This is a genomic window from Bradyrhizobium sp. KBS0727, from assembly GCF_005937885.2.
GTDB lineage: Bacteria > Pseudomonadota > Alphaproteobacteria > Rhizobiales > Xanthobacteraceae > Bradyrhizobium.
Genome location: NZ_CP042176.1, coordinates 13,807 through 28,564 on the forward strand (window position 1 = coordinate 13,807; position 14,758 = coordinate 28,564).

Annotated in this window: 12 protein-coding genes; 7 read left to right on the plus strand and 5 right to left on the minus strand. The window is 64.3% G+C overall.

Annotated elements, in window-relative coordinates; genetic code table 11:
* Positions 1-201: 201 nt before the first annotated feature.
* Together FFI89_RS00050 and FFI89_RS00055 are read left to right on the plus strand one after the other, a co-directional pair.
* The gene (locus tag FFI89_RS00050) at positions 202-1,605 is read left to right on the plus strand and encodes an MATE family efflux transporter (protein ID WP_138831838.1); all 1,404 of its coding nucleotides are present in this window, start codon (positions 202-204) and stop codon (positions 1,603-1,605) included.
* Positions 1,602-2,075, plus strand: a complete 474-nt coding sequence (locus FFI89_RS00055) for a DUF2867 domain-containing protein (RefSeq protein ID WP_138831839.1) — start codon at positions 1,602-1,604, stop codon at positions 2,073-2,075. Before FFI89_RS00050 ends, FFI89_RS00055 begins: the two co-directional genes overlap by 4 nt.
* A 19-nt stretch (positions 2,076-2,094) precedes the next feature.
* On the opposite strand, the gene FFI89_RS00060 is transcribed toward FFI89_RS00055, so the two are convergent.
* Positions 2,095-3,210, minus strand: a complete 1,116-nt coding sequence (locus FFI89_RS00060; RefSeq protein ID WP_138835968.1) for an FUSC family protein — start codon at positions 3,208-3,210, stop codon at positions 2,095-2,097.
* Between the two features lie 135 nt (positions 3,211-3,345).
* Between FFI89_RS00060 and FFI89_RS00065 the strand changes: the two genes are divergently transcribed.
* Positions 3,346-4,716 (plus strand): MmgE/PrpD family protein, encoded by a 1,371-nt coding sequence (locus FFI89_RS00065; RefSeq protein ID WP_138831840.1) that lies wholly within the window; start codon positions 3,346-3,348, stop codon positions 4,714-4,716.
* 156 nt (positions 4,717-4,872) lie between these two features.
* Here the strand turns inward: FFI89_RS00065 and FFI89_RS00070 are convergent, their stop codons facing one another.
* The 4 genes from FFI89_RS00070 to FFI89_RS00085 all read right to left on the minus strand — a co-directional run bounded on the left by FFI89_RS00070 (position 4,873) and on the right by FFI89_RS00085 (position 8,629).
* Complete coding sequence (locus tag FFI89_RS00070) at positions 4,873-5,163, minus strand: DUF1330 domain-containing protein (RefSeq protein WP_138831841.1); 291 nt, start codon at positions 5,161-5,163, stop codon at positions 4,873-4,875.
* Positions 5,164-5,309: 146 nt separating this feature from the next.
* A complete protein-coding gene (locus FFI89_RS00075) occupies positions 5,310-6,743 on the minus strand; it encodes a serine hydrolase (protein WP_168213136.1) in 1,434 nt (477 codons plus the stop codon).
* Positions 6,744-6,903: 160 nt separating this feature from the next.
* The gene (locus FFI89_RS00080; RefSeq protein WP_138831843.1) at positions 6,904-7,956 is read right to left on the minus strand and encodes a helix-turn-helix domain-containing protein; all 1,053 of its coding nucleotides are present in this window, start codon (positions 7,954-7,956) and stop codon (positions 6,904-6,906) included.
* A gap of 106 nt (positions 7,957-8,062) precedes the next feature.
* Complete coding sequence (locus FFI89_RS00085; RefSeq protein WP_138831844.1) at positions 8,063-8,629, minus strand: GNAT family N-acetyltransferase; 567 nt, start codon at positions 8,627-8,629, stop codon at positions 8,063-8,065.
* Between the two features lie 181 nt (positions 8,630-8,810).
* Here FFI89_RS00085 and FFI89_RS00090 point away from each other — a divergent pair, with 181 nt between their 5' ends.
* The 4 genes from FFI89_RS00090 to FFI89_RS00105 all read left to right on the plus strand — a co-directional run bounded on the left by FFI89_RS00090 (position 8,811) and on the right by FFI89_RS00105 (position 14,732).
* Entirely contained in the window at positions 8,811-9,728 is a 918-nt protein-coding gene (locus FFI89_RS00090) for a pirin family protein (RefSeq protein ID WP_138831845.1), read from the plus strand.
* Between the two features lie 69 nt (positions 9,729-9,797).
* A complete protein-coding gene (locus FFI89_RS00095) occupies positions 9,798-10,712 on the plus strand; it encodes a phosphoribosylaminoimidazolesuccinocarboxamide synthase (RefSeq protein ID WP_138831846.1) in 915 nt (304 codons plus the stop codon).
* A gap of 896 nt (positions 10,713-11,608) precedes the next feature.
* Positions 11,609-12,421 (plus strand): crotonase/enoyl-CoA hydratase family protein, encoded by an 813-nt coding sequence (locus FFI89_RS00100; protein WP_138831847.1) that lies wholly within the window; start codon positions 11,609-11,611, stop codon positions 12,419-12,421.
* A gap of 145 nt (positions 12,422-12,566) precedes the next feature.
* Positions 12,567-14,732: an SLC26A/SulP transporter family protein gene (locus tag FFI89_RS00105; RefSeq protein WP_246669340.1), complete on the plus strand. Its 2,166-nt coding sequence runs from the start codon at positions 12,567-12,569 to the stop codon at positions 14,730-14,732.
* Positions 14,733-14,758: the final 26 nt, after the last annotated feature.

A 14,758-nucleotide genomic window follows, 5' to 3' on the forward strand; every position in this document is an offset into this window, starting at 1 on the left:
GCGTCCGGAACCGGCGAATAAGGAGAATCGATCTGGGCTTCAATGAAATCGAGCCGCGCCGGATTGATGGCGAGCCGTCGATGATCATTCCCTAGTTTTCGCAATTAATCGTGATTGCACGCTTTGCGCTATCCGTTAAACAGACCGGCACCGGCGGGATGAACGGCGGCGATACCGCGCGACAATGCTGGTGTTTATCGTATGGCCCTATCAGACAAAATCGAAACTGCTTCGATCGCGCCGCCTGTCGCGATGACGGGCAGCCATCATCTCGCCACCGAACTCGGCGAGACGCTGAAGCTTGCCATCCCGATCGCGCTGACGCAGCTCGGGCAGATCGCGATGATGACGACCGACATTGCGCTGATCGGCCGCTTCGGCAGCGAGGCCGTGGCCGCAGCGTCGCTGGCGCACACCGTCTTCTTCGTCAGCTTCACCTTCGGCATGGGGCTGGTATCCGCGGTCGCGCCGCTGGCAGCGCAGGCGTTCGGCGCCCGCAATCCGCATCGCATTCGCCGTTCGCTCCGCGTCGGCCTGTGGGCCGCGCTGTTCATCGCGCTGCCGATGATGGCGCTTTCGTTCCGCGGCGAGCCGATCCTGCTGATGCTGGGTCAGTCGCCGGTGACCGCGCATCTGGCGCAGCAATATCTGCTCGGGCTGACCTGGAGCATCCTGCCCGCGCTGTGGTTTCTCGCGATCCGCGGCTTCATGAGCGCGGTCAACCGGCCGGAGCCGATCCTGTGGATCACGCTGGCCGCGATCCCGGCCAATGCGCTGCTGGTCTACCTGTTGCTGTACGGCGCGTTCGGCCTGCCGAATCTCGGACTGATCGGCGCGGGACTTGCGACCTCCATCGTCAACTTCGGCACGCTCTTGGCGGCGCTGTGGTTCGTCGCGCGCCGCCGTCCGTTCCGGAAATTTCACGCGCTCGGACACCTCTGGCGCATCGACTGGGGCCTGATGCGACAACTCGTCGTGATCGGCGCACCGATCTCGATCTCGTTCCTGCTCGAATACGGCCTGTTCGGCGCCGCGGGTCTGCTGATGGGCGTGATCAGCACGACAGCACTGGCGGCACATCAGATCGCGCTGCAGGTCGCCGCAATCCTGTTCATGGTGCCGTTCGGCATCAGCATCGCCGCCACGGTACGGGTCGGCCACGCCATTGGCCGCAGCGATGCGAGCGGGGTCCGCCGCGCCGGCCTGGTGGCGACGTGGCTCGGCATCGCCATCGGCGCCGCGCTGACGCTGGCCGTGATTCTCAGCCGGTTCGGGATCGCGAAAATATTTCTCGGCGAGAGCACCGACGCCACGGCCGAGCTGTCCGCGACATTGCTGCTGGTCGGATCGACCTTTTTTGTCGCCGACGCGATCCAGACCATCGCCGCCGGCTCGCTCCGCGGCATGAACGACACCCGCCTGCCGCTGGTGTTCGCCACCATCAGCTATTGGCTGATCGGCTTTCCCTGCGCCTGGTGGCTCGCCTTCCACACGCCGGTGGGCGCGATCGGCGTCTGGATCGGGCTTTCGGTCGGGACCGCGGTTTACGCCACGCTTCTGGTCTTGCGATTCCGGTCGCTGGCGCGCAAGCTGCACTTCCAATGACTGTCCAGGAAATCACCCCGGCCGTTGATACCGATGCGCTGCTGGCCGGCGCGCAATTCGTTGACGCCTTCCGCATCGAAACCGGCGACCGCAATCTGGATGCGCGGCATGCCGGCGAGCGCATGCTGGCGAGCCAGCCGCGCTGGGTGGACGCGCTGTTGTCGCTGCGCAATTTTGTGGTGTCGCCGCTGGGGTTGAAGACTTCCGGCGAGGGCGCGCCAGCGCCAAGGGGCATGATCGGGATCTTTCCGGTGCTGAGCGAAACCCCGGATCGTCTGATCGCCGGTTTCAACGACAGCCATCTCGACTTTCGCGTCGTGATCGACGTGACCGCCCCCGAAGGCGTCCGGCAGGTCACCCTCACCACACTGGTCAAGACCCATAACTGGTTCGGCCGGACCTACCTTACCATCATCATGCCGTTTCACCGGCTGATCGCGCCAGCTTTGCTGCGTCAGGTTGCCGGCTGACGCCAGGCCGTTATTCTGATTAGCCCTTCGCGGCGGCCTGCTTCGTAATCGCGTTCGCACACCACTCATCATGGCAACGGTCGAGATCGTTCAGATTCTGGCGCATCTGCTCCAGCGAAAATCCCAGTGCGAAGAATCGTTCGGCGACATCGCCGGGCAGGCCACGGATCAGGCCCTCGCTTCGCACGGCGGCGACTTCGGCCGCGTAAGCCTGTAGCGCATCATCGACGGACCGGATGTTTACCGTGCCGCTGCCGTTGCGCAGCGATGCGGCGACCGCGCGCATGAAGTCGACGATCGCCTTGCTGATATCGGACAACGGCCGCGCCAGCCGCACTTGCACACTGGCGGGCAGCGGCACCACGCTGGCGCGGCCGATCATCACGACGTCGTGGCGCAGCCGCTGGATCGTGCGCAGCAACGGGCCGGTGTCCGGACCGCCCGACAGATGCGCGGCGCGCTCGCGCTCGGCCTCGGCACCGGTCGCGTGCAGACCGGTCACCGCGACGCCGATGCCGTCCTGAATCCGGTGCAGGGCGTCGTTGTCGAGGCCGCGCGTCAGCCCCGCCAGCAATTCGGCGAAGGCGGCCGCGAGCAGTTCCAGCAACGTCGCGGCGTTGACGCGGATCTGGCTGATCGCCCGCGACGGCAGCACCAGGAACGACACCAGGAGGCCAGTAAGCGCGCCGACGGTGACCTCGATGACGCGATCGAACGCCGAATCCAGCGGGTTGGCATGGTTCATGGTCGGGACCAGCAGCACGATCACCGCGGTCACGGTTGCGGAGTTCAGGCTTGGATTGATCGCGGCAACGAAGGCCAACGGCGTCACTGCCAGCACCAGCAGCGCCAGCAGACTGCCCTCACCCGAATGCGGGATCAACACCGCGATGGCGCCGCCATAGATCGCACCGCCGATCGTGCCGAGCATGTAGTCGCGGGTCGCCTTCAGCGACCGGCCGACGCTCATCTGGCTGACGATCAGCGAGGTCAGCACCGCCCAGAGCGGCAGCATCAGATGCAAGGCGACCGCGACCACGTAGGCGGCAACAGCCGCAACCGCGATCCGGACCGCGAGCGCCAACTGGATCTTGCGCGCCCAGAACGATCCGAGCATGCGTTTTACGAAGGCCATCATGCGCTGCATTCCAGAATCCGCCGATCTCTTCCGTGCTAGACGACCCGAAGCATAGCTGATGCCCGGGCCGAATGGCGGCTTGAAAGGTCAATTCAGCCCGCCTACCCTGTTTGACAAAATCGAGGAAACACGATGGCCCATGAAACCGCAACGCTGGCAGCCTATGTCGCCGACCTGAAATTCACCGATATCCCGCGTGAGGTACTGGAGCGCGCCAAGGTGCTGACGCTCGACTTCCTCGGCAGCACGATCCGGGCCCGGCGCGACGCGGAATCGACGCCGTCGCTGCTCAAGATGCTGGAAGCACTGGCGCTGGACGGCAAGGGCGAGGCCACCGTGTTCGGCGACAGCAAGACCTGGACGCCCGCGGTCGCCGCTTTGCTCAACGGCGCGCTCGGCCATTCCCTCGATTTCGACGACACCCATGCCGACTCCTCGCTGCATCCGAGCGCGCCCGTGGTGCCGGCGGCGTTCGCGGTCGGCGAAATGGTCGGCGCCTCCGGCCGCGACGTGCTGACGGCGATCGTGGCGGGGTATGAAGTGTGCTGCCGGCTCGGCAACGCGCTCGATCCGACCTCGCATTATGCGAAAGGCTTTCATCCGACCGCGACCGCGGGAACCTATGGCGCGGCGGCCGCTGCGGCCAAGCTGTTCGGCCTGTCGAAGGACCAGATCATCGCCGCGTTTGGTGTGTCGGGCAGCCAGGCGGCGGGCTCGTTGCAATTCCTGGTCAACGGCGCCTGGAACAAGCGCTACCAGGTCGGCGCCGCCGCGATGAACGGCGTGATCGCAGCTACCCTGGCGCGCAACGATTTCGTCGGCGCTTCCGAATCCATCGAGGGCAAGCACGGCCTCTTGGTCGGCTATACCGACGACGCGCATCCAGACAAGGCGACCGCCGGGCTCGGCAAGATCTACGAGACGCTGCGGATCGGCGTGAAACCCTATCCGAGCTGCCGCTACACCCATGCCGCGCTCGATGCGCTGATCGCGATGCGCAGGGAGCACAACCTGACGCCGGACCAGATCAAGCGCGTCGAGATCGGCCTGCACCGCAACGGCATCACGCTGACCGGCGACGCCGCCACCAAGCGCCATCCGACCTCGATCGTCGGCGGACAGTTCTCGATGTTCTTTACCGGCGCGCTGGCGCTGGATCAGGGCCGGTTCGGCTGGGACGATTACGAGCGGCTCGGTGACGCCGCCGTCAACGCGCTGGCCGACAAGTTCGACGTGGTGCAGGACGACCGCCTCGAGATCGGCCGCACCCATCCGTTCGGTGCGCGCGTCTCCATCACCACCGATGACGGTGTGCACGAGCGGCTCTATGCCGATCCCTCCGGCGAGCCGGATTCGTTTCCGGACGCGCAGGCGATGCAGCAGAAGTTCCTGACGCTCGCCCGCCCCGTGCTGAACGGCCGCGCCGACCAGCTTGCAGATGCGATCCTCTCGCTCGAGAGATTCGACAAGGTCGAGACGGCAACGCAGCTCGGTCGGCAATAACGAGTTATCTTCCATCATGGCCGGGCTTAGCCGTTTGAAGGACGGCGTCGCTACCGCTCGCCTATGCCCGGCCATCCACGTCTTTTCTTGAGCCGATATAGCTAAGACGTGGATGCCCGGGACAAGCCCGGGCATGACGAAGGAATTGCGAAGCTCTCAAGCAGGGCCGTCGATGATGATCAGGTCGGTGTCGGAATATTTCTGCCGGATTCGGACGGCCGCCTGATATTCCGGGCTCTCATAGCAGGCCATCGCGGTCGCGTGATCTTTGAACTCGATGACGAAATTGCGCTCCCGCTCATTTCCCTCCATCACCTGATAGGCGCCGCCGCGCACGATGAAATTGGCGCCGAATTTCTCGAACACCGGCAGCGCCGCCGCCAGATATTCGGGGTAGCGCTCCCGATTGTGAACCGACACGTGCACGATCCAATAGGCTTTGGTCATGGTTTTCTCCGGCTGAACAGGCTTGCAGTGCGGGGATCGTTGACACGGCAATCGCACCGCCATCGATCGATGGCGGTGCGATATCATGACTCGCGGGTTCTTCCGCGTGATTCAATTCACATTCGCTTGCTTCCGGTCGCCACCTCTCAATTGCCGCCTGCGAGCTTCGCCTTGTTGCCGGTCGCGGCGACGACGTCGCGCACCAGGTCGAACACGCCGTCGGCTTCCGGCGGCCAGTTCGGCGAGCGGCCGAGCCGCACGATCACCAACCGTTCCGACGGGATGATGATCACATATTGTCCGATCGTGCCCTTGGCGAAGAACGCGTCGCGCGGCCAGCCGTGCTCGACGCGGTGGGACGCGCCAAAACTGTCGCCGAGGTTGGTCCAGAAGCCCGCGCCGTAGCCGACCCAGGCATTTTTCGTCGGCGAGGCCGAATAGTTCACCCATCCCTCGGGCAAGATGCGTTTTCCGCCAACCACACCGTCGTTCAGATACAGCGCGCCGAAGCGCGCCCAGTCGCGTGCGCTCGCCAGCATCTGGCTCGACCCTTCCGGATTGCCCGAGGCGTCGAACTCGATCGTGACGTTGCGCATGCCCAGCGGCGCGAACAGTTCCTGCCGCGCGAACCGGATGACATCGGCGGCTTTGCCGCCGGCCGCGTTGCGGATCAGGTGCGACAGGATGATGAAATTGCCGTCATTGTAATTCCACGTAGCTCCCGGCGGAGTCGCGAGATCGAGGCTCTCGGCAAAGGAGGCCATGTCCGATTCCATGAACTTCATGCGATTGACCGGCTCGAACGCGGCGCCGAGCGACGCCTCGAGCGAACTGCCGATCGCAAGCCCCGCGGTGTGACGCAAGAGATGATCGACCGTAATCGCGCCCCGCGGATCGCCGGCGCCTTGCCATGCCGCGACCGGCACGGGCTTATCTGATGTCAGCGCGCCCTTGCGCACCAGAATGCCTGTCAGCGCCGAGATCACCGACTTGGTCGAGGAGAAGCCGAGGATCGGCGTATCGATGCCGAAGCCGTCGGCATAGCGTTCGGCGACGACGTGACCGTCCTTCAGCACGACAATTGCCCTGGTGTGGCGACGCGGCGACTGCTCCGGCTCGGCGAAGGCGCGATCGAGCGCGGCGGCGAGTTGTGGCGTTGCCGGCGCGACCACGGCGGGTCCGGCGATATCGGGCAATAGCACCTGCGATGGCTTGATGTCGTCCGCCGGCAGTGAGATATCGGCGACCGCATCGCCATGGTCGAGATAACAGCCGAGACCCTCGCGATAGACCGCGTGGCTTTTGCTGAGGCCGAACAGCGTCACGGTGACATCGCGGCGCGCCCGATCGACCCTGTAGTCCATCGCCCAGGCTATCAGGTTGGCGCCGGGCATCGCGTCCGTCGTTTCCGACAGGATCCGCTCCGGCTCAAAGCCCGACACGAAGGTCTCCGAACAGAGCACGTTGGCGATGAATCCGGTTGCGACAACAGGCACGTCGCGGGCTCGCGCCGCGGACAACGCCAGGGCGCTGAGCGCCGTGGTGGCGGCGAGGATGAGGGTGAGTTTTCGTCGGGTCATTTGGGGCATTTGGGGCTCTCCGGCATGACGCATCAGCGCGTGCCGGCCATTGACGACGATCGCGCGCACGCCGCTCGCCGGATTTGGAAATCGCCGTAGCCGGAATTTTGAAGCGCCTCGCCGATTCCGAAATAGTTCAATAACTACAATGGAATAAGGTTCAGGCCGCGTTGGCCTTGAGCTTGCGATATTCTGATGGCGTGACGCCGGTGGTCGCCTTGAAGGCGCGGTTGAACGGCCCTAGCGACTGGAATCCAGCGTCCATCGCAATGGTAATGACGGGGACTTCGGCCTGGCTGGGATCAGCCAGCGCCGCCTTGGCCTCCGCGATCCGGTGCGCGTTGAGGAAGACGTTGAAATTGCGATAGCCGAGCCGCTGGTTGATCAGCCGCCGCAACCGGTATTCGGGAATTTTGAGCTTGGTCGCCAGCATGCCGATCGAGATGTTGTCATGGCGGTAGATGCGCTCGTCCGCCATCAGCCGCATCAGCGCATCGACCAGTTTCTGGTCCGCGCTAGCATCCACAACGACCGGATCGGGCTGGACCGCGGGCGTGACTGGAAACAGCTCGGCGCCGTCGACGCGCATCATCGCAAACGAGATCGCGGCGACCACGGCGGCAAGCGCGACCGAATTCACCGTATTGGCGATTTCAGCGCTGCCGCCGGACCAGAGAATCTGCAGGATCGCATTCAAGCCGCCATACAATGCGGCGGCGCCGACGATGAAGACGCGCACGCCACGGCGCCGCTCGACCAGATCCGACGACCAGGAAGCAATGGTCTGCGCGACGGCCAACGCGATGAAGCCGAGCGCGATCAGATTGATCGCGATGATCGACAGCCGCGCGCTGCCGCCGCTGGCCGGCGCGATCCATAGGCAATTGACGAAGCTGAACGCCGCAACCGCCGTCCACACCAGCCCATGCCACGCACGCAGCTTGAACGTCTCGTCGAACAATGCGCGCGTGAACAACCAGAACACCACGACATTGCCGGTCGACAGCGCGATCAGCGGCGCATGCGCGATCGACACCTGTGATGTCGACCCGATCGAATAGCTCACCGCATGCGCCACCGAGCCCAGCGCAAAGGCCGCGGCCAGCCGTCCGGCGAGCACGGATCCGAACCCGCGAAACAGCGATGCGGCGAGCACCAGCAGCAGCGCCACGGTGGCGCCGCGCAAGGCGATATCGAGAGTCGTAAGCGGCATCAGGGAATCCAGCGCGGCGATCCGCGCATCGTTAGTCTAGTGCAGCGTGAATTTAGTGCAGAACGTCATGAGGTTCAATTTGGGGTTCAATTTGGCCCGATCGTAACTAACCTTTCCACATCGCGCGGGGGGTGACCCAGACGTCGGCAAGGTGGCCGAACAGTTCGATCTCGCGATCCTTTTTGGCGCCCAGCCGCCGCGCCACGCCCTGGGACGCGATATTTTCGCGGTCGATGCAATGAACGATGCGGTCGATGTCGTAGGTCGCAAACGCCCAATCGATCGATGCCCGCGCCGCTTCCACCGCATAGCCTTTGCCGCGAAATTCCCGGGCGATACCCCAGCCGACTTCAAAGCCGGGCCAGCCCGGCGGCTTCCACGGCCCGACCCGTCCGGCAAACTGGCCCGAGGATTTCTCCTCGACCACGAACATGCCGGCGCCATGCAACACCCAGTGTCCGGCCATGACCACCGCATGCCGCCAGCCGGTCATCTCGTCGATCACCGGCTTGCCGTCGACGGTGATGAACCGCGCGGTGCCGGGATCGGACAGCATCGCGGTATAGGGCGCCATGTCGCTGCCCTGCCATTGCCGCAGCCGCAGCCGTTCGGTCTCGATGACGGGACCGTTGGCCTGCGCCGGCGTAACGCCGGGCCTGAGCGGGGCGATCATGGGTTTCCTCGGATACAGTTGCTATTTATCGTCATGCCCGGCCTCGTGCCGGGCATCCACGTCTTTTTGCCGCAATAAAGCAAGACGTGGATGGCCGGGACAAGCCCGGCCATGACGATGTCTTGAGATTGATCGCGCTCATCTATGTTATACTCGTTGTAAACACTTCAAGGAGTCCCCCATGAGCTGGCAACCTTCCGAAGATCCCGTGCTCGGCGATCCCAAATCCTGCGACGCGCTCGAACTCGTCATAGTGCCGCGCACCCGCGACCTCGGCGACGGTTTCGCGGTGCGGCGCGCGCTGCCGCATGGCAAGCGTCAGATGGTCGGGCCCTTCATCTTCTTCGATCATTTCGGCCCGGTGCAGTTCATGGCCGGCAAGGGCATGGACGTGCGCCCGCATCCGCATATCGGGCTGGCCACCGTCAGCTACCTGTTCGACGGCAGCATCATGCACCGCGACAGCGAGGGCAACATCCAGGAGATCCAGCCCGGCGCGATGAACCTGATGACTGCCGGCCGTGGCATCGCCCATTCCGAACGAACGCCCGACGTGCAGCGCCGCGACGGCCAGAAGATGCTGGGCCTGCAAAGCTGGATCGCGCTGCCTGCGGGTTCGGAGGAAATCGCACCTTCGTTCCAGCACTACGCCGCCGAAAGCCTGCCGACCGTGACGGATGGCGGCTTTACCGCGCGTATCATCGCCGGCAGCAGTTTTGGGATGAAATCGCCGGTCAGCATGGTGTCGCCCTGGTTCTACACCGAGGTGACGGCGAGCGCCGGCACCAGCGTGCCGCTCGATCCCGATCACGAGGAGCGCGCGATCTACCTCGTCGAGGGCGAAGTCGAGATTGCGAACGAGCGCTACGAGGGGCCGCGGCTGCTGATCTTCCGGCCCGGCGACCGCATCACGGTGAAAGCGGTCAAGCCGACGCGGATGATGTTCCTCGGCGGCGACGCGCTGGAAGGCCCGCGCCATATCTGGTGGAATTTCGTTTCCTCCAGCCAGGAGCGGATCGAACAGGCCAAACAGGACTGGAAAACCGGCCGTTTTGCCCATGTTCCCCAGGAACACGAGTTCATTCCGCTGCCGGAGTGAGCTAAAGCTCGGCCTTATCCCTACAGCCCTCGCGTCCGCGCGCGGGCGCCTGCCTGAAAGCATGACCTGATGAACGCGATGCTCGCCAGCGACCTGCCTTTGCCCCGGATCGGGCGCGGCAAGGTGCGCGATATCTATGCCGTCGGCGACGACCGCGTGCTGCTGCTCACCACCGACCGCATCAGCGCGTTCGACGTCGTGATGGCCGAAACCATTCCGATGAAGGGCGCGGTGCTCACGCAAATCAGCGCCTGGTGGTTCCGTCAGCTCGAAGGCGTGGTGCCGCATCACATGATCAGCGCCGACGCCGACGAAATCATCCGAGAGGTGCCGACGCTGAAAGATCACCGCGCCGATATCGTCGGCCGCGCGATGCTGTGCCGGCGCACCACGGTGTTCCCGGTCGAATGCGTGATCCGCGGCTACATCTCGGGCTCAGCCTGGAAGGAATATGCCGCGTCGGGCACGCTCGCCGGCGAGAAGCTCAAGTCTGGCCTGGTCGAAAGCGAGAAGCTCGAGCCCGCGATTTTCAGTCCAGCGACCAAGGCCGAGACCGGCCATGACGAGAACATCACGGTCGCGCGCGTGCGCGAAGTGCTGGGCGATGACGTGGCGACCGCGCTGGAGGGCATGGCGCGCACGGTCTACACGTTCGGCGAGACCACCGCGCGCAAGCAGGGCATCATCATCGCCGACACCAAGTTCGAATTCGGCCGCGACAAGGACGGCCGCATCATCTTGATCGACGAAGTGATGACCCCCGACAGTTCGCGATTCTGGGCCGCCGACGTCTACAAGCCCGGCCAGGGCCAGCCGAGCTTCGACAAGCAGCCGCTGCGCGACTATCTCGACACCGAGCGCCACGCCGGCCGCTGGAACGGCGACGCCCCGCCCCCGCCGCTGCCGGCCAGCGTCGTGGACGCGACCAGCAAGCGCTATCTCGAAGCCTACCGGCGCGTGACGGGTAGCGATCTTACGATCTGATCCGTCATTGCGACGAGACGCGCTACGCTTGTGCACCCTCCCCTGGAGGGTGAGTGAACGCTCCACCCTGCCGTCATTGCGAGGAGCGATAGCGACGAAGCAATCCATTCTTTCTTGTTGTGGCACGATGGATTGCTTCGCTTCGCTCGCAATGACGTTGCTCGTAGCCCGGATGAGCGAAGCGATATCCGGGGCGGTGTCAGAGTGGTCCCGGATGTCGCTGCGCTCATCCGGGCTACGAATCTCGTTACAAATACGACTTCACATTCTCGCGGCGCGATGCGCCCGGAGTTTTGCATTTCGTTAGCCCTCTCGAAATCAGAGGGCGCAGGGAAGACCGGGTGCGCGCTGCACCCGCGGTCTCGCGTGCGATTTGCATCAAAAGATATGCACACGAGCATACAGGTTCAGCGGAGAACACCCGGCCTTCCCTGCGCAATGGCTTTACGGCTTATACGATTTCATCCTGGTGACCGGCTTTCTTGCCACCATCATCGACGTCGGCTTTCGCTTCCGCCAACTTGACGCCAGCACCGGGGCGTCGGACCCAAACGATTTCGCCGTACGCTAGTGGCCGCGCTCGTCAGTCGCAGCCTTCGCGTCCACCGCTCCCTGTCCCTCGTTCGCGACGATGGCCAACGCCCCTTTGGTGGGACAGGATGGCGGGAGTTGAACCACTGATTTGCCCGACGAGGCAAAAGGAATATTTTTGCCGCAGGCGCTTGACGCGAATTGGAGTGATTTGCCCGTCGGGTTGATTTGTCGCAGCGCGACCGATGAATTCGTCGTTGCGAGCCAACGGATTGCAATGACGAACCTCGCGGTCTTCAGACTTGCCTCAGCGTTATCTGCGATGCGAAACTCTCTCGACAAAGCCAGAACCGAGGACACCTGACATGAACGAGCCCGATGCCGTGCTGGTTGGACGCGATGGCCCCGTGACCGTCGTATCCATCAACCGTCCGCATTGCCGCAACGCCGTCGACGGCGCCACCGCGCGGAAGCTTTACGACACATTCCTGGCCTTCGATGCCGACGAGACCGCCTCGGTCGCAGTGTTTACCGGCACCGGCGGCACTTTCTGCGCCGGCGCCGACCTCAAGGCGGTGGCGGCGGGCGATCCCAACAAAAAGCGCGAGATCGGCGGCCACAACAGCATCGCGCCGATGGGACCGAGCCGGCTGCGGCTGTCGAAACCGGTCATATCAGCGATCGAAGGTTTTGCGGTAGCCGGCGGCATGGAGCTGGCGCTATGGGCCGATATGCGTGTCGTCGCCGAGGATGCCACCTTCGGGGTGTTCTGCCGGCGCTTCGGCGTGCCGCTGATCGATCTCGGCACCATCCGCCTGCCGCGGCTGATCGGCCACTCGCAGGCGATGGACCTGATCCTGACCGGGCGCCCGGTTGGCGGCCCCGAGGCGTTACGCATGGGGCTCGCCAATCGGCTGGTGCCGAAAGGCGAGACCCGCGCACAGGCGATCCAATTGGCAAAGGACATCGCGCGCTTTCCGCAGACCTGCATGCGCGCCGACCGGCTGTCGGCGCTGCGGCAGTGGGATCTGGCGGAAGAAGACGCCATCGCCAACGAAATGCGCGGCGGCCTCGAAGTGATCGCCTCGGGCGAGACACTGTCGGGCGCCACGCGATTTGCCTCCGGAATCGGCAGGCATGGCGCCTTCGGCGGCGGCGGGGACATCAAGAACGGCTGACGGCACCGCCACTCCGCTCCGGGCCGGCACCCCCCCCTGTCATAAAAATAATGTTGTCGCTGCGCGCCGCCCTCGTCTACCACTGGGGCTGACGTTGGGGGCAGGCGCGGGCGTGGCTGATCAATCCAGTAGGTTCCCTCGGGGAGTGCGCGGCGCGCTTCGTGACGTCCTTGGCGGCAGCGCCGCCAGCGTCCTCAGCATCACCTTCGGCCTGTCCTATGCATTGCTGATCTTCACGGGACCGCTATCGCCCTATCTGTCCTACGGCGTCGCCGCGACTTTCATCGCATCGGCCGTGCTTGCCACCGTGCTCGCGCTCGGCAGCTCCCTGCCGTTTGCGATTGCGGGCCCCGACAGTTCCACCGCGGCGGCGTCCGCCATCCTGACCTCGTCGCTGGTCGAGCGGATGACGGCGGCCGATCCCTCGGCGCCGCTGCTGGCGCCGGTTCTCCTCACGCTCGCAATCTCGACGATCGCAACCGGTATCGTACTGTGCGCTTTCGGCATCACCCGCATGGGCCGCGCCATCCGCTATGTGCCCTATCCTGTGGTTGGGGGCTTTCTCGGCGCTACCGGGCTCGTGATCGTGCTCGGTGCAATCGGGGTGATCACCGGACATCGCCTGCAGTTCGGCGCGCTCGACCGGTTCGCCAATCCCACGACCCTGTTGGAATTGGGTGCGGCCTGCGCCATGGCGCTGGTATTGTATCTGACCTGGCATCGTTCCCGAAATCCGTACGGCCTGCCGATCATTCTGGTCGGCGGCGTGATCGCGGCCCATCTTGCGTTCTGGTTATCAGGCATCTCGTTCACCGAGGCGCAAGCGGTAGGCTGGACCTTTCAACCGCCGCCATCGATCACCTTGATGCTGCCCTGGGGCGAGAACGAGATCGGTGCCTATCCCTGGCACCTGCTGCCCGACCTGTCCGGCGACCTGTTCGCCGTCGTCTTCGTGACCGCCGCGAGCACCCTGTTCAATTCCGCCGGCATCGAAGTCGCAGCGCAACGCGAAGCCAATCTCGAACGGGAGCTGAACATCACTGGCCTCGCCAATATCCTGAGCGGCGCGCTAGGCGGCTATGCCGGATGTGTCTCGGTCAGCCGCTCGATCCTCTGCTTCAACGCCGGCGGTACCAGCCGGCTTTGCGGCCTGACGGCGGCCACCATTTCCGCGCTGATGCTGGCCGTGGCGCCGATGCTGCTCGGCTACATGCCAAAATTCGTGCTCGGCGGCCTCTTGATCTATCTCGGCGCCGACCAGCTCCACAAATGGATCGTCGAATCGCGACGCCGGCTCTCGGTGACAGAATATCTGTCGCTGCTGGCGATCATCGTCATCATCGTCAAATGGGGATTCGTCTCGGGCATTCTGATCGGTGTCGTGATCGGCTGCGCGACATTTGCGCTCAGCGCCGCGCGGATCGAGTCGATCAAGTTCAGCTTCAACGGCACCGAATACCGCAGCTCGCTGGATCGCTCGCGCGACGATCAGTCGGTGCTCGCCGAGCATGGCGGAAAGATTCAGGGCCTCAACCTGCAGAGCTATCTGTTCTTCGGTTCGGCCAACCGGCTCTATCAATACGTCAAGGCGATGCTGCAGCGGCATCCGGAATGCCGCTATCTGTTGTTCGACTTCAAGCTCGTCACCGGCATCGACTCGTCGGCGGCTTACAGCTTTGCCCAGATCAAGCGCAGCGCCGACGAACGCGACGTCAAACTTGTGCTGGTGCATCTGGCGCCGGCCGCCGAAAAGGCGCTGCGGTCGAGCGGCTTCATTTCCGGCGATGTCGACATTTTTGCCGAGCTCGATCATGCGCTGGAATGGTGCGAGAACGAGATCATCAACGAGCATCAGGGCCTCGGACAGGAAGAGGCCAGCCTGCGCGACTGGTTCACCCAGATTCTCGGCACCGAGGATGATGCCACCACGCTGATTCACCATTGCCAGCGCATCGAGGTCGATGCCGGCGAGACCATCGTCCGTGCCGGCGATGCCGCCGACTCCATGCATTTCATCCTCGACGGCCGGGTCGGCATCATGATCCCGGCGGCGCACGGCAATACCACGCGGGTGCGAAGCCTCGGCCGCTATACCACGATCGGCGAAATGGGCCTCGTCGCCCAGGCGCCGCGCAGCGCCACGATCCAGGCCGAAGTCGCCAGCGTGCTCTACGCGCTGAACATGCATCAGTTCGAAGCCATCAAGGGAGACGATCCCGCACTGGCGCAGAAGCTTCTGACCTATTTCGTCTCCGTGATGGCGGAGCGGCTGACTTTTGCCAATCGCACCATCGCGGTGCTGCGGCGGTAGCGCGACACATAATCCGTCGGGGCTTT

Coding starts and splice junctions, on each gene's coding strand:
- FFI89_RS00050 (WP_138831838.1), top strand. CDS start 202: ATGGCCCTATCAGACAAAATCGAAACTGCTTCGATCGCGCCGCCTGTC.
- FFI89_RS00055 (WP_138831839.1), top strand. CDS start 1,602: ATGACTGTCCAGGAAATCACCCCGGCCGTTGATACCGATGCGCTGCTG.
- FFI89_RS00060 (WP_138835968.1), bottom strand. CDS start 3,210: ATGGCCTTCGTAAAACGCATGCTCGGATCGTTCTGGGCGCGCAAGATC.
- FFI89_RS00065 (WP_138831840.1), top strand. CDS start 3,346: ATGGCCCATGAAACCGCAACGCTGGCAGCCTATGTCGCCGACCTGAAA.
- FFI89_RS00070 (WP_138831841.1), bottom strand. CDS start 5,163: ATGACCAAAGCCTATTGGATCGTGCACGTGTCGGTTCACAATCGGGAG.
- FFI89_RS00075 (WP_168213136.1), bottom strand. CDS start 6,743: ATGACCCGACGAAAACTCACCCTCATCCTCGCCGCCACCACGGCGCTC.
- FFI89_RS00080 (WP_138831843.1), bottom strand. CDS start 7,956: ATGCCGCTTACGACTCTCGATATCGCCTTGCGCGGCGCCACCGTGGCG.
- FFI89_RS00085 (WP_138831844.1), bottom strand. CDS start 8,629: ATGATCGCCCCGCTCAGGCCCGGCGTTACGCCGGCGCAGGCCAACGGT.
- FFI89_RS00090 (WP_138831845.1), top strand. CDS start 8,811: ATGAGCTGGCAACCTTCCGAAGATCCCGTGCTCGGCGATCCCAAATCC.
- FFI89_RS00095 (WP_138831846.1), top strand. CDS start 9,798: ATGAACGCGATGCTCGCCAGCGACCTGCCTTTGCCCCGGATCGGGCGC.
- FFI89_RS00100 (WP_138831847.1), top strand. CDS start 11,609: ATGAACGAGCCCGATGCCGTGCTGGTTGGACGCGATGGCCCCGTGACC.